This is a genomic window from Acinetobacter sp. 228, from assembly GCF_048147885.1.
In genome coordinates, this window is record NZ_JAYWYV010000004.1 from 134628 (window position 1) to 154323 (window position 19696).

Consider the following 19696-nt stretch of genomic DNA (forward strand, 5'->3'; position numbering starts at 1 on the left):
CTATGAATCTGGCTCTTTTATTAATTTTTTATCTATAAATCAGAGCCAAGTCCTCGCTTGGCTCTGCACTTTTCTTAACCGATACGACGTTTAAGACCAGTCATTTGCAGGATACGGGTAGAAATCTCCTCAATCGACATTTCAGAGACATTCAGGTATTTGATTCCTTCTGAAATATAGATGCCTTCGATCGCACGCAGTTCCATCTGACACTGGCTAAAGCTGGCATAACGACTGTTCGCCTTACGTTCAGTGCGGATGGCAACCAGACGTTCTGCATCAATCATCAGACCAAAAAGCTTGTTTTTATGGGGTCTTAGCACTGCTGGCAGACGGTTATCATCCAGATCTTCTTCTGTCAGTGGATAGTTTGCTACACGAATACCGAACTGCAAAGACAGATAAATAGAAGTTGGTGTTTTACCAGAACGTGATACACCAATCAGAATCAGGTCGGCTTTATCATAGTGACGGGTACGTGCGCCATCATCATTGTCCAAAGCAAAATGGACAGCATCAATACGGGCTTTATAAGATTCGGAGTCCGTCACTGCATGGGTCTGTCCGACTAAAGTCGTAGGAATTGTGCCTAACTCATCAGCCAATTTGCTAATAAGCCCCTCAAATACATCAAGATTTACTGCATTTGCTGTATTAATAATATCGCGAACATAAGGATCAACCAAAGTATCAAATACCAGAGGTTTTTCACCGTCTATTTGAGCTCTTGCATTGATCTCTGCCACCACACTTGTAGCGGCTTCTTCAGAGCTAATGTAAGGGATAATATGAATGTCAAATTTTACGTGTGGAAACTGCGCTAACAGCGAGTGGCCAAGCGTTTCAGCGGTGATGGCAGTACCATCTGAAATAAAGAAAACACTACGCTGAATTTGTTTACCTTCCGACATTAAAATTCTCCTCCAACATTTGTCTTAGTGCTATATAATCTTTATAGTAAACCGATCTTACATGACTGTCGCTTAGTAAAATCAAAAACCTAGATGATTTGCTATACTCTCATGCCAAGATAGTGATTAATACTGCAAAAGTGGAGTAACAACTTTGGAAGCGCGCGTAATTGGTCTGGAAAAATTAGGGAAGCACGACGTTGAGCTGGTTGGTGGGAAAAACTCATCACTAGGCGAAATGATCAGCCATTTATCAAATGCTGGTGTATCTGTGCCAGGTGGTTTCGCAACGACTGCCGATGCCTACCGTGAATTTCTCGAGCAAAGTGGCCTAAACGCTAAAATTAATGCAGAGCTTGCTGCACTCAATGTTGATGACGTGAATGCACTCGCTGAAACTGGCGCAAAAATTCGTCAATGGATTGTGGATACTCCACTTACACCTGCATTAGAACAAGAAGTTCGTACAGCATTTGCAGAACTTTCTAACGGCAACCCTGACATCGCGGTTGCCGTTCGTTCTTCTGCAACTGCAGAAGATTTGCCGGATGCTTCTTTTGCCGGCCAGCAAGAAACTTTCCTGAACATTCGTGGTATCGATAACGTTCTGATCGCAATCAAAGAAGTGTTTGCATCTTTATACAACGACCGCGCAATCTCTTACCGTGTACACCAAAACTTTGCCCATGATGTAGTGGCTTTGTCCGCTGGTGTACAACGCATGGTTCGTTCAGAAACTGGTGCTGCGGGTGTAATGTTCACACTAGATACTGAATCAGGCTTCCGTGATGCAGTATTCATTACCGCTTCTTATGGTTTGGGTGAAATGGTTGTTCAGGGTGCAGTTAACCCGGATGAATTCTATATTTCTAAACCACTTTTAAATGCAGGTCGACACGCGATCCTTCGTCGCAACCTGGGTTCTAAGCACCAGAAAATGATTTATGGTGAAGAAGCCTCTGCGGGTAAATCAGTAGTTGTAGTTGACGTAGAAAAAGCAGATCGTCAGCAATTTGCATTGAATGATCACGAGCTACAAGAACTGGCTAAACAAGCGTTGATCATTGAAAACCATTACGGTTCTCCAATGGACATCGAATGGGCAAAAGACGGTGATGACGGTAAAATTTATATCGTTCAGGCACGTCCTGAAACAGTAAAAAGCCGTGAAAATGTCGGCACCATGGAACGCTACCTGTTGAAACAACGTGGCACTGTAATCTGTGAAGGCCGTTCAATTGGTCAACGTATCGGTTCTGGTAAAGTCCGTATCGTGACGTCGATTAAAGAAATGGACAAAGTACAAGACGGTGATGTACTTGTATCTGACATGACTGACCCGGATTGGGAACCAGTGATGAAACGTGCTGCTGCGATTATCACCAACCGTGGTGGTCGTACTTGTCACGCTGCAATCATTGCACGTGAATTAGGTGTTCCTGCAATTGTAGGTTGTGGTAATGCCACTGAAGTACTGGTTGATGGTCAAGAAGTCACTGTATCTTGTGCTGAAGGCGATACCGGCTTCATCTACGAAGGTGCGCTTGATTTCGAAATTCAAACCAACTCGATCGAATCAATGCCAGCATTACCGTTCAAAGTCATGATGAACGTGGGTAACCCGGATCGTGCATTCGACTTTGCTCAAATTCCAAACGAAGGTATTGGTCTTGCACGTCTAGAGTTCATCATCAACCGTATGATCGGCGTACACCCTAAAGCATTACTGAACATCGACAGCCTGCCACGTGAAACACGTGCAGCAGTCATGGCACGTACTGCGGGTTATGCATCTCCAATCGAATTTTACGTAGAAAAACTGGTTGAAGGTATTTCTACTCTTGCTGCTGCATTCGCAGACAAGCCAGTGATCGTGCGTATGTCTGACTTCAAGTCAAACGAATATGCGAATTTGATCGGTGGTAAGTTATACGAACCAGAGGAAGAAAACCCGATGCTGGGCTTCCGTGGTGCAAGCCGTTATGTCTCTGACAACTTCCGTGACTGCTTCGAGCTGGAATGCCGTGCATTGAAGAAAGTTCGTGATGAAATGGGCTTAACCAACGTACAGATCATGATTCCATTCGTTCGTACTGTAGCTGAAGCAAAACGCGTGATTGAACTTCTTGCTTTAAATGGCTTGAAACGTGGCGAGAATGGCCTGAAAGTCATCATGATGTGTGAACTTCCAACTAATGCCTTGTTAGCTGAACAGTTCCTTGAACACTTCGATGGCTTCTCTATCGGTTCAAACGACTTGACTCAGTTAACTCTTGGTCTGGACCGTGACTCGGGTATCGTATCTCACCTGTTTGATGAACGTGATCCTGCAGTTAAAGTACTTCTGTCTATGGCAATCCATGCATGTCGCAAAGCAGGCAAATATGTCGGTATCTGTGGTCAAGGCCCTTCTGACCATCCAGATCTTGCACAATGGCTGATGGAACAAGGAATTGAATCTGTGTCGCTTAACCCAGACTCAGTATTGGATACCTGGTTCTTCCTTGCTGAAGAAAAAGTAAAAAAAGCATAAATTCATTTTGAATATAAAAAAGACCCTTTAATAGGGTCTTTTTTATAAGCTCACTATCATTTACTAGTTCAAATCAATGGACTGAAAATATTCAAAATTTAAGCAATTGAATTACCTGAAATAATTAAATTAAATTTCTAAACATACCCCTACTGTAATGACAAACAAATACCAACAGTAAAGTCATACCAAACTAGCAATAATAAATGTCTACCTGAAGTCCAGACATGTATCTTTTTAGAACACAGAAGTTTTCAGTTTATGTGTAGGATGCATTTTAATGAGAAATATGATTGAAAATCCTCAATTAATCTATATCTTACGATGAGAGAGTGTTTGTTTTCAAAACAGAATTCACTACAATCTTGATTAAACCTATTTATCAGTTCACATTTAAATATTGAGATTCAGTTTATATGCAGATTTACTTGGCACGAAACAATCAACAAGCTGGTCCATATACGCTCGAGCAATTGAATCAGATGCTGGCGAATCAACAAGTCATGCTGACAGATTTAGCCTGGCATCAAGGCATGACAGAATGGAAAGCCCTAGGTGAACTTACCCAAGGAAAATCAGTATATCAACCTGAAGGCTATATCGCTCCAGCACCAACTCCTGAAACACCTGCATTTCAGAATAATCAAACCGAAAAAACCTCTTATGGCCAGCAGCCTCGAGTCTCTGCAAGAAAAAATGAACTGGCCAGTATTCCCAGTCGTATCCTGGCTAAAATTGTAGACCTGCTATTGTGGTTGCCGGCGACTTTTATCCTGACTGCATTTTTCACTCCTGAACAGGAAGCACGGTTCGCAGAATTGAACCAAGAATTCATGAACGTGGTGCTGAGCAGCGATGCAGATCCGGCAATGGCCCAGCAATTACAGACTCAAATGTTTGAGATGTTTTCTCAGCAGGCCTGGCTTGCCACAGCGGTCTATTTACTGATTATGCTGGCTATTCAGGCATTTCTGATTGCAAAATCAGGTCAAAGTATTGGTAAAAAACTCACGAAAATCAAAATTGTAGATGCTGATTCTGGCGAAAAAACCAGCTTGTTACGCGCTTTTACTATCCGCAGTGTGTTGTTCATTTTCTTCAATATCATGTTTATGCCTCTCAGCTTAATTATAGACTGGGCATTCGGACTGGGTAAAAAACGTCAGACACTACATGACAAACTAGCCAAAACTCAAGTAGTAAAACAATAATTTAGCAGCAAATAAAAACGGGATAATCTTCATCCCGTTTTTTCTTACATAACTTTGAAATTGAAATAAAATTCCTATAAATATTACCCAAATCATCCTACCAAAATCGGTTTTTATTACAGGCATTTAAAGCACCTTTACATATAGCTTAGTTCGTTAATCTCAGGCATAATGCCCTACAACGTAGCGGTGTATTATGATTAAAAGGATGTTTTTTTAAAAATCAGCCTTTTTTAGTCATGTGCACTTTAATCGCTATCCCATATTAAATTAGGGAATGGGACTCTTCACCGAGGTTGTAAAATGAGACAAACGATTTTAGCTGTATTGTCTTTATCTGCGATGACTGCACTCTTGACCGGGTGTGGTGGTGATATGGTACTTCTGAACTCTAAAGGTCCAGTTGCAGCAGGTCAAAGTAACCTGATGATGACTGCGATTTATTTAATGCTATTGGTGGTTATTCCATCAATCATCATGGCATTATGGTTCGGTTGGAAATATCGTGCATCGAATAAAGACGCAGACTATAAACCTACATGGGCACACTCTACTGCGATTGAAATTGTAGTATGGGGTATCCCTGTCATTATTATTGGTATTTTAGCTTGGTTAACTTGGTGGGGTTCCCACAAGTATGACCCATACCGTCCAATTGAAGCAGATAAAGCACCTTTAACTGTTCAAGTTATTGCTGAACAATTTAAATGGATCTTCATCTACCCTGAGCAAGGTATTGCAACAATCAACGAAATGCGTTTCCCAGAGAAAACTCCGGTAAGCCTTCGTTTAACCTCTAACTTCACGATGAACTCATTCTTCATCCCGGCGTTAAGTGGTCAGATTTATGCAATGGCAGGTATGCAAACTCACCTCAACCTATTAGCTGATGAAACTAGCCCAGCTGAAGGCTACCGTGGTTTCTCTTCAAACTATTCAGGTTACGGCTTCTCACAAATGCGCTTCCGTGCACATTCTGTGACTGATGCCCAGTTTGCCGAATGGGTTTCTGCTATTCAGGCAGGAAACGGTACTTCAGTTAACCCTAATGCAGTACAAAAAACTGTTCTAGACCAAGCTGAATTTGCAAGCTTACGTGACGGTAACCGTGGTGTTCACCAGATCGAAGCGATTATTGCAAGAGCTAAGACTCCTGAAGAGAAGGCTGCTGCCGAAGCAATGAAGCCTTACCCTACTAAGCCACACCCTGTGACTTACTACTCTTCTGTAGAGCAAGGTTTGTTTGAATCTGTGATTCACAAGTATATGAGTAACTACCACGGTGCTGACCATTCAGCTCCTGTAGAAGCTGCAGCGACTAATGCTGTTGCTCATGAAGCGTCTGCTTCTGAAGCTCATGTAGCTGGTGAACATGCGACTGCTTCTCAAGGAGAATAAGACATGAGCTTCTTAGGTAAGTTAGGTCCGGATGCAATTCCTTACGATCCAATCGTACTGGCAACTGTTGCAATGATGATCTTGGGTGGTATCGTAGTTGTTGCCGGTATTACCTACTTCAAAAAATGGGGCTACCTGTGGAACGAATGGTTCACATCTGTAGACCATAAAAAAATTGGTATCATGTATATCTTCGTATCTGTGATCATGCTGGTGCGTGGTTTCGCCGATGCGATCATGATGCGTCTTCAGCAGTTCCTTGCAAAAGGTGGCGGCGAAGGTTATTTACACCCTGAGCATTACGACCAGATCTTTACCGCCCATGGCGTGATCATGATCTTCTTCGTGGCAATGGGTCTTGTAGTTGGTTTAATGAACATCTCTGTACCGCTTCAAATCGGTGCACGTGACGTTGCATTCCCATTATTGAACTCTCTGAGCTTCTGGTTATTCGCCGGTGCTGCGGGTCTGATGATGGTATCACTTGCGTTAGGTGAGTTCGCTGCAACAGGCTGGATGGCATACCCTCCACTGTCTGGTATCGAATATTCTCCAGGCGTGGGTATGGACTACTATATCTGGGCACTGCAAATTTCAGGTCTAGGTACGCTATTAACGGGTGTTAACTTCTTCGTTACCATCATCAAAATGCGTGCGCCTGGCATGAAGCTTATGGAAATGCCAATCTTTACCTGGACATCTTTATGTACAGCAGTATTGATTATTGCGGCTTTCCCAGTGTTGACTGCAACAATCGCAATGTTAACGCTTGACCGTTACTTCGGTTTCCACTTCTTTACCAACGACATGGGTGGTAGCCCAATGTTGTATGTAAACCTGATTTGGACTTGGGGTCACCCGGAAGTTTATATCTTGGTATTACCAGCATTTGGTATTTACTCAGAAGTTGTTGCGACTTTCTCGCGCAAAGCATTGTTCGGTTACAAATCAATGGTGTATGCAACAGTAGCAATCACAGTATTGTCATTCGTTGTATGGGTTCACCACTTCTTTACCATGGGTGCAGGTGCCAACGTTAACGCGTTCTTCGGTATCATGACCATGATTATCGCGATTCCTACAGGTGTGAAGATCTTCTCTTGGCTGTTCACCATGTACAAGGGTCGTATTGTTTACACTACCCCAATGCTATGGACACTTGGCTTCCTTGTGACTTTCGGTATCGGTGGTTTAACAGGTGTATTGATGGCGGTTCCACCAGCGGACTTCCTGGTACACAACTCTTTATTCCTGATTGCCCACTTCCATAACGTAATTATTGGTGGTGTAGTATTCGCGATGTTCGCAGGTATCATCTTCTACTGGCCGAAAATGTTCGGTTGGAGACTGAATGAAACTTGGGGTAAAGCAGCTTTCTGGTTCTGGTTCTTCGGTTTCTACTTTGCATTCATGCCGCTTTATATCCTTGGTTTCATGGGTATGACTCGTCGTTTGAATACATTTGACAACCCGGACTGGGATCCGTATGTAAACATTGCCATGTTTGGTGCGGTTCTGATTGCGCTTGGTATTGTATGTTTCATCATGCAAATCGTGGTTGGTTTCCTACAACGTGAGCAACGTCTAGATTTGACTGGCGATCCATGGGATGGTCGTACCCTTGAATGGTCGACATCATCTCCTGCTCCATTCTATAACTTCGCTCATCTTCCAAAGATCCATGGTATTGATACTTTCTGGATCGAGAAAGAAAATGGTGTTGCATACGCAAAACCGACGAAGTATGAAGACGTGCATATGCCGACTAACCGTGCTGCTGGTTTCGTTATCGCGATGTTCATCACTATTATGGGCTTCGGTTTAATCTGGCACATCTGGTGGTTAGTAGTTGTTACGTTCCTTGCTTCTATCATTAGCTTCATCGTGTCTTCTTTCACCAAGAAAGTGGATTACTATGTTCCAGCTGCTGAAGTTGAGCGTATTGAAAACGAACGCTATGCGATTCTTGAAAAACACTTGAAGAAGGACTAAGACAATGGCTGAAGTACTTCATCACGATAACCACGGACATGATGAGCATCATCATCACGATGATACTGACATCACTGTCTTTGGTTTCTGGACTTACTTGATGAGTGACCTTGTCCTGTTCGGTACACTCTTCATTGCGTTCGCTGTTTTGAGTAGCCACATCCCTGTGGGTACTCCAAGTGCGAGAGACCTGTTTGGCGACTCTTTAGGTTTCGTTCTTACTGAAACCTTCGCCCTCTTGATCTCTTCTGTAACCTTTGGTTTTGCAGTTCTTGCTGCATACAAAAAAGACGTTGCAAAAGTACTGACTTGGTTAGCGATTACTTGGGTATTCGGTGCTATCTTCATCGGCATGGAACTATATGAATTCAACCACCTAGTTCATGCGGGTCACGGTCCAAGCACAAGTGCGTTCTTATCTGCGTTCTTTACTTTGGTAGGTACGCACGGTATTCACGTAACTTCTGGTCTGGTCTGGATGATCGTGCTTATGGTTCAAATCAAGAAATATGGTTTGACTCTTGCAAACACGCGTCGTCTAGCTTGCCTAAGCTTGTTCTGGCACTTCCTTGACATCGTTTGGATCTGTGTATTCAGCGTAGTTTACTTGATGGGAGTTCTGTAATGAGTCACGATCATAACGCTGCTGGCGAATCACACGGTAACGTTAAGCAATATACTGTTGGCTTCATCCTTTCTATCATCCTTACCGTAATTCCATTCGGTATGGTGATGGCAGGCGGTTTTGGCCGTGGTACTTTGATTACCGTCATTGCGATTACTGCGGTTGCTCAGATTCTTGTGCAGTTAATTTATTTCCTGCATATGAACTCTTCTTCAGAGCAACGCTGGAACGTAATTGCGTTTGTGTATACCATCTTAACCATTGCTATTCTTCTAGTAGGTTCTGTATGGATCATGAACTACCTACACTACAACATGATGATCTAAACTGATCGTCATGCTGAAAAAGTATTTATTCCTGACTAAGCCAGGAATTCTCTTCGGTAACTTTGTTACCACTTTGGGTGGCTACTTTGTAGCCACTCAAGGTTCTGTAGATTTCCTTCTCCTGCTTATTACCTTGCTCGGTACTACGCTTGTCGTAGCATCAGGATGTGTGGTCAACAACGTGATTGACCAGGACATCGACCAAAAAATGCAGCGCACAAAAAATCGTGCTCTCGTCACCAAAGCCATCTCTGTACCTGTTGCCCTGTGCTTTGCCCTGGTATTAGGCCTTGTTGGTTTTAGTCTTTTATGGTTCTGGGTAAATGCGTACGCTTTCTTATTCGCGGTGATTGGTTTTGTCGTATATGTCGGTTTTTACAGCCTATGGACAAAACGAACCACAATTCATCAAACTGTTGTAGGTAGTATTTCTGGTGCAGCTCCGCCTGTCATTGGTTATACCGCAGTAGCCAATCAATTTGATTTAGGTGCGTTACTGATCTTTTTAGGTTATGCATTATGGCAAATGCCTCACTCATGGGCGATTGCGATTTACCGCTTTGATGATTACAAAAATGCAGGTATTCCGATCTTGCCTGTAGCGCGTTCGATTCATCGTACCAAGGTTGAATCACTGGTTTATGTGGTGTTATTCACACTCACCATGAATGCGTTATTCGTCTTTGGTTATGCCAACTGGCTCTATGCAGTGGTTTTAAATTTACTGTGTATATACTGGCTGTATCTGGGTGTGATTGGATTTAAAGCTGAAAATGATCAACTTTGGGCAAAGAAATATTTCTTGTTCTCTGTGATCCTGATTACTGTCATCAGTATTATCTTTAGTTTTACCTCAACTGCGCCATCTACACAGATTGTGTTTTTTTAAAAAGGATAGAGTTAGTCTCTATCTTTTTTATTTTGATTTCTCTTAATCCCCTACTTCCAATAGTTGTAGAGCAGCATCAAAAATTCGGCTTTATTTTTATAAAGCTAAACCTCGATCTTCCTGATTGCTTAGAAAATTCAATCTTTCTGGTTCCAGACTCCGATCCTTCAGTTTTCTAGATTTTTAACCTGATAAGTCCAGCTTGATCTTCGCAACAATACATGTGCTGAATTTAACCAGTCCAAATTTGCTTAAAGCCAAAATAAGGTTCTGATAATCGATCTGGTTATAGAGATAATTTCGCAAAAATGTCTTATTTGGTTGAAATTATCCCTAAAGATCACTACAATTCCCCCTTCGCAAACACTGCGACACAACTTTGGTTGTGACTCCTTGCTTCAATTTACTTAAATTGGGGCTGTCCAAACCGTAAGGAGCTGACAATGCGTCATTACGAAATCGTACTTTTAGTACACCCTGATCAAAGCGATCAAGTAGTTGGTATGGTAGAACGCTACCTAACTCACATCAAAGAAGCTGAAGGTCAAATTCACCGTCTTGAAGACTGGGGCCGTCGTCAATTGGCTTACCCAATCAACAAGATCCACAAAGCTCACTACATTCTTATGAATGTTGAGTGTGGTCAAACTACTCTTGATGAGCTTGAAGAATTGTTCCGTTATAACGACGCAATCATTCGTAGCCTTATCATCCGTCGTGAAAACGCTATCACTGAAGAGTCACTATTGGCGAAGAGTGCTGAAGAAAAACGTGCGCGTAAAGCTCAACGTGAAGAAGCACAACACGCTCAAGACTCTGCTGAAGCTTAAGGAGAACATAACATGGCACGTTTTTACCGTCGTCGCAAGTTCTGCCGCTTTACAGCTGAGAACGTTACGTACATCGACTACAAAGATATCGACACTTTAAAACAGTACATCACTGAAAACGGCAAGATTGTTCCTAGCCGTATTACAGGTACTAAAGCTCGTTACCAACGTCAATTAGCGTTAGCTATCAAACAAGCTCGCTACTTGTCTTTGATCCCTTACACTGACAATCATAAGTGAGGTTGAGCTGTGGATATTATCTTATTACAACGCATTAAAAACCTAGGTAAACTAGGCGATAAAGTTTCAGTTAAAGCTGGTTACGGCCGTAACTTCCTTATCCCACAAGGTATGGCAGTTGCTGCAACAGAATCAAATACTGCTGCTTTTGAAGCTCGTCGTGCTGAACTTGAGAAAGCTGAAGCTGATGTTTTAGCTGCTGCTCAAGCACGTGCTGACCAATTGAACGAAGTGAACATCGTTATCACTGCGAAAGCTGGTGATGAAGGTAAACTATTCGGTTCTATCGGTACTCGTGACATCGCTGACGCGTTGACAAATGCTGGTCTAGAAGTAGACCGTGCTGAAGTACGTCTTCCAAATGGCGCGCTTCGTCACACTGGCGAATTTAACATCGCAATCCAATTGCACCATGATGTTACTGCAGAAGTTCTAGTTACTATCGTAGCTGAGTAATTTCTCGCCTCAAAAAGAGCATGCTTTCGCATGCTCTTTTTTATTGCCAATAGAAATTGGTATTTACTACGCTAACCAGCTTCCTCAATGTTTAAGTTACCATTTTCGTTAAAATCCGCAGGCACTAAAACCAATAATATCGCCAAATTATGATCTTTAGTATACTCAGTCATTTTCATAAGATGTTGATAGTATTGTTTGATTAGATTATTCGATTCTTCTGCATACTGTGCTAATTGCGTATCAAATTTCTGTTGTTGATGTGCATATTGAAAAGCTTTTGCAATTTGCGCAACCCTATTTAGAGAATAATATTGTGCATCTAAACGCTTAGATTTTTTCCCATGATCAATTTTAATGGTTTTATATACATAGTCATGACTATTAAATTTATTAAGCGGTACATATATTAAATTGGCTGCATAATAGTCATTATCTTCATCAAACACAGCGAAGCAAAAAGAGAGAAATTCTGCTAGATGTTTACTTAACCGTAATTTCTGAGGTGCTAGCTCTAGTAATTGTTGCAAAGTGCATTTACTTCCTTCAGCAAGATATTGCTCTTCTGCACAAATAAAATAATAGTCTTTTTTAACATTTAAAAAATGATACTCATTTTTCTTAATGCTCTGTTGCCGCCCTAAAAAGAATTGAGAATATGCCGTATAGCCATCTACTATTAATTTCAGCTTGAAATAATAGTTAGGATGCAAAGCTGAAAAATCTTTTAAGTCTTGCTCTACATTGTCCCAAATCGTAGGACTTCTATAGCGCCCCATAGGATCAATTCCAATGGGCACTTCAACTCTCCCATTATATTGTGGGTCATTAATCGCATGAGATACACGTTCTTCTAAAAATTGCTGTAATTGGGTAAAGATCGTTATTTGCTCTGATGGTTTAATAAAATATTGTTTTCCTACATATTCGTTATTTTCGCCTTTCATTACTTTTTCGAGTTTAAAATCAACATCAATTGTAAGTGCCACACAATCACCAAATTATATTAAAATCAATAATATATATATTAAAAATACAAATCGAGTCAATATCTGCTCGTCTAATATAACTTCTCATCACAAAAGATGAGCATGCTCTTTTTTTATCCCTTATTTTTTATATCACGGCGCTTAAAAATTATTTTATTATTCGTATAAAAGAAAATATCTATTCGCATTTTTGATCAGAGCGCGTATCATTTCATCTCGTAGTGAATAAACGCTATTCATCTCCGACGATATTTAACCATTGTATTTAAAATCAGGGATTTATATGTCACAGGCGAATGCCAGCAAAAAGGTAGCTCCTGCTAAACCGGAAATTGTTACTGAAAATAGCAATCTCAAGGAGTTCCGTACTCCGCCACACAATTTAGCAATTGAACAGGCTGTACTTGCTGCCCTTATGACTGTGGCTGAATCTTTTGAGCAGGTCGGTGATGTACTGACCGAAAATGATTTTTATGCCACCCGACATAAATATATCTTCCGTGCCATTGAGCAGCTCTCTAAAGAAAACTCACCTTATGATGCGGTTCTGGTGCATGACTGGCTCATCAAACAGAATTTACTCGATGCTATTGGTGGTGAAGAGTATCTGATGCAGTTGATGGCAGATTCGCCATCGAGTTTCTATAACCTAGAAACTTATGCAGGCAAAATTAAAGAATTCTCTACCCTGCGTAGTATGATTAAAGTCAGCTCTGAAATTTTACAAAATGCCTATGACACCAAAGGCCGTACTGTCAGTGAAATTCTGGATCTGGCTGAGACCAATATTTTCTCGATTGCCGAACAACATAATAACAATGCCAAGGCTCAAGGTCCAAAAGCGATTAATACCGTTGTAGCTGACGTGTTCGACAAGTTGAATGAACTGTCCCAATTAGAAGGTTCAATTACCGGTCTGACCACCGGTTTCGTGGAACTAGACAACAAAACTTCCGGTATGCAGGCCGGCGATTTAATTATTGTCGCAGCCCGTCCCTCTATGGGTAAAACCACCTTTGCCATGAACCTGGTCGAAAGTGTGCTGTTTAACAACAACCTTCCTGCGCTGGTCTATTCGATGGAAATGCCAGCCGACTCGATCGCCATGCGTTTGATTTCTTCATTTGGTCGCGTGCATCAGGGACATTTACGTTCCGGTAAAATGGACAGTGATGAATGGTCAAAAGTCACCAGTACCATTGTGCATTTACAAGAAAAAAATCTGTATATCGATGATTCTTCTGCGCTTCCACCGACAGAATTACGTGCCCGTGCGCGTCGTATTGCCAAAATGCATGGCGGAAAACTAGGCTGTATCATGGTCGATTACCTGCAGCTGATGAAAGTCCCTGGCATGGGTGATAACCGTGTTGGCGAAATCTCGGAAATTTCCCGAAGCTTAAAAGCCTTGGCGAAGGAAATGCAGTGTCCGGTAATTGCCTTGTCGCAGCTCAACCGATCGCTGGAGAACCGTCCAAACAAACGCCCGGTGATGTCCGACTTGCGTGAATCCGGTGCGATCGAGCAGGATGCCGACTTGATCATGTTTATTTACCGTGATGAGGTTTATAACAAAGAATCCAAGGAAGCTGGCACCGCTGAAATCATTATCGGCAAACAGCGTAACGGCCCGATTGGTACCGTGCGTCTGGCATTCGAAGGTCAATATACCCGCTTTAGTAATCTCTCGCCTGAGTTCTATGCTCAGTATGATGATGAAGAGTAATCAGGCTCTCGTCATCACATTTCCATCGTCCCTCTAGGAGTAATTTAGGGTGCGTCAAGCTACAGTTTATATTGACAGTGCTGCGCTGCAATATAATTTAAACCGTGTCAAACAACTTGCCCCAACCGCGAAAATCGTCAGCATGGTGAAAGCCAATGCTTATGGACACGGAGTTAAAGACTGCTTAGCAGCCTTAAGCGAAACCGATGCCTTTGGTGTCGCCTGCCTGCAAGAAGCCTTGGAAATTCGTGAATTGGGCTATTTACAGCCGATCACGCTCATCGAAGGTATTTTTTCAGCCGATGAAATGCAGCTTGTAATCGATCAGAATATTGAAGTTGTGGTACATCATCAGGCCCAACTCGACTGGTTACTGGCTCATAAAGAGACCTATATCGCCAAAGGCCTAAAAGTCTGGGTCAAACTGAACAGCGGCATGAACCGTCTAGGCTTTAAAATTGATGTGATTAAAACCGTGATCAATCAGTTGAAAGCTGAAGGCTTTACTTGTGTACTTGCCATGCACTTTGCCAATGCAGATGCCGATCATCCATTGAATGAACAGCAAATCCAGCAGTTCCTTGAAGTGAAAAATGACTGTGCACCACTCATGGGTTCATGCTGTAACTCGGCTGCAATCTATAAATATCCAGAATTGCATTTTGACTATGTCCGTCCCGGGATCATGCTCTACGGCGCCACGCCTTTTGCAGACCGTGATGTACATGACCTGGATTTAAAACCAGTTATGACCTTTACAGCTGAAATTATTGCTTTGAATGATATTCAAGCGGGTGAGCATGTCGGTTATGGTTCGACGTTCACCGCAGATCAGGACATGACTTTGGCCATTGTTTCAATTGGCTATGGTGATGGCTATCCTCGTGCTTTCCCCAAACAGAACTATGTCGCAATCAATCGTCAGCAAACTCGCGTGATTGGCCGCGTAGCGATGGATATGATCGCTATTGATGTCACAGGATTAGAAGTGCAATTAGGTACAGAAGTCGAACTTTGGGGGAAAACCCGTCTGGTGGATGATGTGGCGACAACCAATGGTACGATTGGTTATGAACTATTATGCCGACTCAGCAATCGGGCACGACGTAAAGTAATCTGATTTAATCTAAAGATCCAAAAAAGCCCAACCAGTGTTGGGCTTTATTTAGGCTGACTTTTGTTCTTCACCTTGCTCTACACATAATTGCAGCAATAGAGCATCAACATGACTTTGCTGAAATGCAAAAGGGTTAAAGTCATTAAATCCCATGTCCTGACAGAATTGCTGGATTTGACTGCGTTTAGAAATATATTTCATCGACCAGTCCGGGAAACTCGGATATTCAATTTCCTTGGTTTCAAATAGTTTAATGTCCTGATGGCGAGGATCTTTATTCAGCCTCTCGACCAGCAGACTTTTTAAAGTAAGACATTCACCTTCCAGACATTGAAAAAAATAACCATCAGCAAAATACAGTACACCTGTAACTTGATGCTGGTAATTAAAATCACGAGCCTCTTTCAAAATATTCGCTAAATCTTCAAGCAAATCAGTTTTGGGAGAAGTGCTTTTACTGGCGTAACAAAATTGGTACATGTGCTAACTTCTCTTTTTTTATTATGCCTGACGCATAGAAGTTAACACTGTACGTGAAAAACCGGACCTACGATAGGTTTTTACAAGAAATACTCATTAGATGGAACCGGAAGTTCTGCCAGTCCTTTTTTCAAGGTTTCTGACCATTGCCGGCTGATTGCCGTGAAATACTCGTCATCTTCAGCAATACGCTTACCTCTCGGCATCATCAGACTGTCCTTTTTATAGACCAGTACATCGAGTGGCATACCAACTGAAACATTAGAGCGCAAGGTAGATGCAAATGAAATCAGGGAACAGCGCAAGGCTTCATCCAGCGGCATATCATAAGTCAGCGCGCGATCCAGGATTGGCTTGCCATATTTGCTTTCGCCAATCTGGAAATATGGTGTATCTCGTGTCGCACAGATAAAATTTCCCTGCGGATAAACATGATAAAGCTGCATATCCTGGTCTTTGAGTTGTCCACCCACCAGCAGATTACAATAATAATTGCTCTGTTCTGAAATATCGCTCGTGACGTTGGCAATTACTTTTTTCAGCATGCTTCCCACCAGTTCCGCGACATCAAACATGGTATGCAGGCTCAATATATTAGGTTCCTGCTTCAGTTCAAGCTGATTTTTGATATGTCCGATCACGGCTTGGGTGGTTGCCAGATTGCCGGATGCCTGTATCACGATCATACGTTCCCCAGGAACTCCGAAGGTGTATAGCTTTCGAAATACAGAGATGTGATCTACTCCGGCATTGGTCCGGGTATCACTGATAAATAGCATACCTTGCTCTAAACGCAATGCACAACAATACGTCATTAGTTCGTCCTTATTAACATCCTAGCACCTGAACGCTGGAAAGCATGGATTCCACACCGCCCATCTCTCTTACACCGCGTACCGGTGCCACATCCCAATAATCCCGTCCAATTGCCACATAAACATGCGAACTTGGAGTGAACAGCAAATTACTGACATCAAAACAATACCATGTCTGGTCTACAAACACCTCGGCCCAAGCGTGACTGGCCAGATGCGAGGCATTTTGTGCATATAAATAACCAGACACATAACGGGCAGGTAAACCCAGATATTTACACATGGCAATAAAAATATGGCTATGATCCTGACAAACCCCCTGTCTGGACTCAAAGGCATCTATTGCTGTGCCTTGTACAGAAGTGCTGTTGGAAATATAAGGTACATGCTCCAGCAATGCCTGTGCCAACCCAATCAGATGCTGACGGCTTAATACAGGGACATGACGTTGTGCAAAATCCTTCATTGCTACATTACACTGGGTCGATTCGGTCGGCTGTAAAAAAAGATTGGGATTGATTGAATCATTCAACCCACTCTGATGTGCAGGATTCAGCTCGACAATCCCCTGTGCCATAATGGTTAAGGAATAGTACGGCTCGCGCTGGTTACAGGTCATCCACAAATTTTGGAATGCATCTTTTCTTATCTGTTTATAACCAGGTACACTGATATCCCACGAATGCACCCGCTGATGCGCATTATTCGAAGGCATCATTTTGATGTACTGAATACTGTTCCTCACCTCGGCCGTGTACATATAATGGGTTTGGTGATTCACCATCAATTTCATACATCTGCCTCAAACAGTTGATGAATATGGTCGCTAAACTGATAGAATTCAATCCGGTTTGGCTCTGCACGCAACTGTTCCCAGTACTGTTCCAGATCGCCCCAGCCCATTTCCACCAAAATTTTGACGATATAATCAATTTTACCCAGTGTAGTACCAGTTTCCTCACCCAGACGCAAATGATGATCAAGCTGTTCTACACACTGGCCTAAACTAAAAAACAGAAAGATATCGGAAGACTCCGCTTCCAGAATCTCTTCACATTCATTCACTACTTCACAAATATAACCGGCATTTTTGTCTGCAGTTTTGATCAGCTTCATCATCTCCGCATAGCCTGATGCCGACAATACTCCGCGCAACTCCTGAATATTATCTTTGGCAATTCCTAACTGCTGGCTAAAAGATGCCAGTTGAGTAGGATCGAGTAGCAGCTCGTTTAAGGAGCTGGCATCGAAAGCAGGTAAACAAAAGGCGTGTGCATAGGTTAAAGCCGCTTCATCTTCTAAAAATGGAAAGCGGGCACATAAAAAATGTGTGCGGGCTAAATAGCGCCCTAACCAAAAAATATGTTTTGCATTGCTATTTAGCAAAACCATGACATTTTTCCTTCTTTGGAATTTTATGAATGTAAATTGTCGACTACCCAGGTATCTTTAATACCGCCACCCTGGGATGAATTCACCACCAGTGAACCAGGTTGCATCGCTACACGTGTCAAGCCACCCTGTACGATTTCAGTACGATAAGGTGAACTCAGTACAAAGGGGCGTAAGTCGATATGACGTTCAGCAATACCAAAATTGGTTAAAGTCGGACTAACCGATAAGTCCAAAGTTGGCTGCGCAATATATAAATGTGGCGCAGCTAAAATTTTCTCCCTAAAATCTTCAATTTGCTGTTTAGATGCCTGTGGGCCAATGAGCATGCCATAGCCACCAGAACCTTGGGCTTCTTTCACCACCAACTGATCCAGATGAGCCATGACATAGTCCAGTTCTTGTGAATTACGACATTGATAAGTCGGAACATTCTTCAGAATTGGCTGTTCGCCCAAATAAAAATGAATCATTTTGTCGACATATGGATAAACTGATTTGTCATCTGCCACACCAGTTCCTGGAGCATTTGCAATCACGACATTATTTTGCAAATAAGCTGACATCAAGCCAGCTACACCCAAGGTGCTATCCGGTTTAAAGCATAATGGATCGAGAAAAGCGTCATCGACACGTCTATAAATAACATCGACTCGTTGGCGACCACGTATAGTTTTTACATAAACCTTCGAGTCATCAACAAAAAGATCACGTGATGTTACCAATGGTACATCCATCTCTCTTGCAAGAACCGCATGCTCGTAGTATGCACTATTGAAACGTCCTGGCGTCAGTACCACAACAAATGGCTTATCGACATAGGCATTTTCTATCAAAATTTCTTTTAATAATTGTGGATATTGCTCAATTGCAGCAATTTTGGACTGCTCAAATACTTTTGGCATCAGCTTTTCACTGATCTTACGGCATTCCAGCATATAAGCCACACCCGATGGCGTTCTGAGATTATCTTCCAGAACATAAAACTCACCTTTGGAATCACGAATCACATCTATACCGCTGATCTGGCTATAAATCCCGCCTTTCAAGCTGTGTTGATACATGTGTGGCTGATAGGCCTCATGGGTCAAAATCTGCAGTTCAGGAATAATATTGGCTCTTAAAATATCCTGTTGATGATAAATATCATGCAGGAATAGATTTAGTGCCCGTACACGTTGGGCCGAACCTAAAGCCACCATATTCCACTGTTTCCGGTCAATGACTCTCGGAATGATATCAAAGGGAATCGTTCGCTCTACGCCTTCTTCCTCCCCATAAACCGTAAAAGTAATACCGTGATGTAAAAAATGTTCTTTTGCAACCTGATTAAGTGTATTAAGTTCATCAAGAGTATGTTGAGATAACCATTCTTCCAGTCTTTGGCCGGCCTGACCGGACAGCACATGCTCATCCTGCATTTCATTAAAAAACTTTGAAGACAGTTGCTGTAATAAAAGTTGTGGATTGGTTGTTGTAGATACCGTTGGGGTTTTAGTGTCTATAAAATTCTTCCCAAGATTCGGAGAAGTAAATTTATCAATCGTTTCAATCACATTTGTATCCTGATTTCCTTTAAGCATACAAACCCTCGTATTATCATCTATTCTAATTTAATCAAAGCAATATCTATGCCAGCGCATCTATATTCCGCCTATCATTAATCTAGGAAATACCATTTAAACTCAATGCTATTTCTTGCCAAGTTGTTTTTAGTTTGTAGGACAATTGTTGCGTTTAAGGACTTGCGAAAAAATGTGAGTTTT

At 42.1% G+C, this 19696-nt stretch carries 19 protein-coding genes; 12 read left to right on the top strand and 7 right to left on the bottom strand.

Translation table 11 applies throughout. The features are described from left to right. Positions 1 to 74: 74 nt before the first annotated feature. Positions 75 to 911 carry a pyruvate, water dikinase regulatory protein gene (locus VXQ92_RS04720; RefSeq protein ID WP_064096510.1) on the bottom strand — a complete coding sequence of 279 codons (837 nt, stop codon included), beginning with the start codon at positions 909 to 911 and terminating at the stop codon, positions 75 to 77. A 154-nt stretch (positions 912 to 1065) separates the two neighbouring features. Here VXQ92_RS04720 and ppsA point away from each other — a divergent pair, with 154 nt between their 5' ends. From ppsA to rplI, 10 genes are all read left to right on the top strand, one after another. Then, on the top strand, positions 1066 to 3444 hold the full coding sequence (gene ppsA, locus VXQ92_RS04725; RefSeq protein WP_064096511.1) for a phosphoenolpyruvate synthase: 2379 nt from the start codon (positions 1066 to 1068) through the stop codon (positions 3442 to 3444). Positions 3445 to 3860: 416 nt separating this feature from the next. Next, entirely contained in the window at positions 3861 to 4655 is a 795-nt protein-coding gene (locus VXQ92_RS04730; RefSeq protein ID WP_416680647.1) for an RDD family protein, read from the top strand. A 303-nt stretch (positions 4656 to 4958) separates the two neighbouring features. Beyond that, positions 4959 to 6053 carry a ubiquinol oxidase subunit II gene (gene cyoA, locus VXQ92_RS04735; protein WP_416680649.1) on the top strand — a complete coding sequence of 365 codons (1095 nt, stop codon included), beginning with the start codon at positions 4959 to 4961 and terminating at the stop codon, positions 6051 to 6053. Between the two features lie 3 nt (positions 6054 to 6056). Continuing rightward, entirely contained in the window at positions 6057 to 8045 is a 1989-nt protein-coding gene (cyoB, locus tag VXQ92_RS04740) for a cytochrome o ubiquinol oxidase subunit I (RefSeq protein ID WP_416680651.1), read from the top strand. 4 nt (positions 8046 to 8049) lie between these two features. Beyond that, positions 8050 to 8670 carry a cytochrome o ubiquinol oxidase subunit III gene (gene cyoC, locus VXQ92_RS04745; RefSeq protein ID WP_004278786.1) on the top strand — a complete coding sequence of 207 codons (621 nt, stop codon included), beginning with the start codon at positions 8050 to 8052 and terminating at the stop codon, positions 8668 to 8670. Next, the gene (locus VXQ92_RS04750) at positions 8670 to 8996 is read left to right on the top strand and encodes a cytochrome o ubiquinol oxidase subunit IV (RefSeq protein WP_064096515.1); all 327 of its coding nucleotides are present in this window, start codon (positions 8670 to 8672) and stop codon (positions 8994 to 8996) included. Before cyoC ends, VXQ92_RS04750 begins: the two co-directional genes overlap by 1 nt. A 10-nt stretch (positions 8997 to 9006) precedes the next feature. After that, positions 9007 to 9885, top strand: a complete 879-nt coding sequence (cyoE, locus tag VXQ92_RS04755) for a heme o synthase (RefSeq protein WP_416680653.1) — start codon at positions 9007 to 9009, stop codon at positions 9883 to 9885. A 443-nt stretch (positions 9886 to 10328) separates the two neighbouring features. Continuing rightward, positions 10329 to 10715, top strand: coding sequence for a 30S ribosomal protein S6 (rpsF, locus tag VXQ92_RS04760; RefSeq protein ID WP_004278789.1), 387 nt, complete (start codon positions 10329 to 10331; stop codon positions 10713 to 10715). Positions 10716 to 10727: 12 nt separating this feature from the next. Then, the gene (gene rpsR / locus VXQ92_RS04765; RefSeq protein WP_004278792.1) at positions 10728 to 10955 is read left to right on the top strand and encodes a 30S ribosomal protein S18; all 228 of its coding nucleotides are present in this window, start codon (positions 10728 to 10730) and stop codon (positions 10953 to 10955) included. A 9-nt stretch (positions 10956 to 10964) separates the two neighbouring features. Continuing rightward, positions 10965 to 11411, top strand: coding sequence for a 50S ribosomal protein L9 (rplI, locus tag VXQ92_RS04770; protein ID WP_004645413.1), 447 nt, complete (start codon positions 10965 to 10967; stop codon positions 11409 to 11411). 71 nt (positions 11412 to 11482) lie between these two features. Here rplI and VXQ92_RS04775 read toward each other — a convergent pair whose 3' ends face one another. Continuing rightward, positions 11483 to 12400, bottom strand: coding sequence for a hypothetical protein (locus VXQ92_RS04775; protein WP_416680656.1), 918 nt, complete (start codon positions 12398 to 12400; stop codon positions 11483 to 11485). A 283-nt stretch (positions 12401 to 12683) separates the two neighbouring features. On the opposite strand from VXQ92_RS04775, the gene dnaB reads away from it, so the two are divergent. Both dnaB and alr read left to right on the top strand, forming a co-directional pair. Further along, the gene (gene dnaB, locus VXQ92_RS04780; protein WP_416680657.1) at positions 12684 to 14126 is read left to right on the top strand and encodes a replicative DNA helicase; all 1443 of its coding nucleotides are present in this window, start codon (positions 12684 to 12686) and stop codon (positions 14124 to 14126) included. A 49-nt stretch (positions 14127 to 14175) separates the two neighbouring features. After that, positions 14176 to 15246 carry an alanine racemase gene (alr, locus tag VXQ92_RS04785; RefSeq protein ID WP_416680659.1) on the top strand — a complete coding sequence of 357 codons (1071 nt, stop codon included), beginning with the start codon at positions 14176 to 14178 and terminating at the stop codon, positions 15244 to 15246. A gap of 45 nt (positions 15247 to 15291) precedes the next feature. Here alr and VXQ92_RS04790 read toward each other — a convergent pair whose 3' ends face one another. The 5 genes from VXQ92_RS04790 to VXQ92_RS04810 all read right to left on the bottom strand — a co-directional run bounded on the left by VXQ92_RS04790 (position 15292) and on the right by VXQ92_RS04810 (position 19513). Further along, complete coding sequence (locus VXQ92_RS04790) at positions 15292 to 15723, bottom strand: BLUF domain-containing protein (RefSeq protein WP_004645416.1); 432 nt, start codon at positions 15721 to 15723, stop codon at positions 15292 to 15294. 80 nt (positions 15724 to 15803) lie between these two features. After that, complete coding sequence (locus tag VXQ92_RS04795; protein ID WP_004645417.1) at positions 15804 to 16538, bottom strand: proteasome-type protease; 735 nt, start codon at positions 16536 to 16538, stop codon at positions 15804 to 15806. Positions 16539 to 16551: 13 nt separating this feature from the next. Beyond that, positions 16552 to 17331 (bottom strand): transglutaminase family protein, encoded by a 780-nt coding sequence (locus VXQ92_RS04800; protein ID WP_004645418.1) that lies wholly within the window; start codon positions 17329 to 17331, stop codon positions 16552 to 16554. Beyond that, positions 17328 to 17930: an alpha-E domain-containing protein gene (locus tag VXQ92_RS04805; protein WP_004645419.1), complete on the bottom strand. Its 603-nt coding sequence runs from the start codon at positions 17928 to 17930 to the stop codon at positions 17328 to 17330. Before VXQ92_RS04805 ends, VXQ92_RS04800 begins: the two co-directional genes overlap by 4 nt. Before the next feature lie 23 nt (positions 17931 to 17953). Next, positions 17954 to 19513: a circularly permuted type 2 ATP-grasp protein gene (locus VXQ92_RS04810; protein ID WP_416680662.1), complete on the bottom strand. Its 1560-nt coding sequence runs from the start codon at positions 19511 to 19513 to the stop codon at positions 17954 to 17956. Positions 19514 to 19696: the final 183 nt, after the last annotated feature.

Coding starts and splice junctions, on each gene's coding strand:
- VXQ92_RS04720 (WP_064096510.1), bottom strand. CDS start 911: ATGTCGGAAGGTAAACAAATTCAGCGTAGTGTTTTCTTTATTTCAGAT.
- VXQ92_RS04730 (WP_416680647.1), top strand. CDS start 3,861: ATGCAGATTTACTTGGCACGAAACAATCAACAAGCTGGTCCATATACG.
- cyoA (WP_416680649.1), top strand. CDS start 4,959: ATGAGACAAACGATTTTAGCTGTATTGTCTTTATCTGCGATGACTGCA.
- cyoB (WP_416680651.1), top strand. CDS start 6,057: ATGAGCTTCTTAGGTAAGTTAGGTCCGGATGCAATTCCTTACGATCCA.
- cyoC (WP_004278786.1), top strand. CDS start 8,050: ATGGCTGAAGTACTTCATCACGATAACCACGGACATGATGAGCATCAT.
- VXQ92_RS04750 (WP_064096515.1), top strand. CDS start 8,670: ATGAGTCACGATCATAACGCTGCTGGCGAATCACACGGTAACGTTAAG.
- cyoE (WP_416680653.1), top strand. CDS start 9,007: ATGCTGAAAAAGTATTTATTCCTGACTAAGCCAGGAATTCTCTTCGGT.
- rpsF (WP_004278789.1), top strand. CDS start 10,329: ATGCGTCATTACGAAATCGTACTTTTAGTACACCCTGATCAAAGCGAT.
- rpsR (WP_004278792.1), top strand. CDS start 10,728: ATGGCACGTTTTTACCGTCGTCGCAAGTTCTGCCGCTTTACAGCTGAG.
- dnaB (WP_416680657.1), top strand. CDS start 12,684: ATGTCACAGGCGAATGCCAGCAAAAAGGTAGCTCCTGCTAAACCGGAA.
- VXQ92_RS04790 (WP_004645416.1), bottom strand. CDS start 15,723: ATGTACCAATTTTGTTACGCCAGTAAAAGCACTTCTCCCAAAACTGAT.
- VXQ92_RS04795 (WP_004645417.1), bottom strand. CDS start 16,538: ATGACGTATTGTTGTGCATTGCGTTTAGAGCAAGGTATGCTATTTATC.
- VXQ92_RS04800 (WP_004645418.1), bottom strand. CDS start 17,331: ATGAAATTGATGGTGAATCACCAAACCCATTATATGTACACGGCCGAG.
- VXQ92_RS04805 (WP_004645419.1), bottom strand. CDS start 17,930: ATGGTTTTGCTAAATAGCAATGCAAAACATATTTTTTGGTTAGGGCGC.
- VXQ92_RS04810 (WP_416680662.1), bottom strand. CDS start 19,513: ATGCTTAAAGGAAATCAGGATACAAATGTGATTGAAACGATTGATAAA.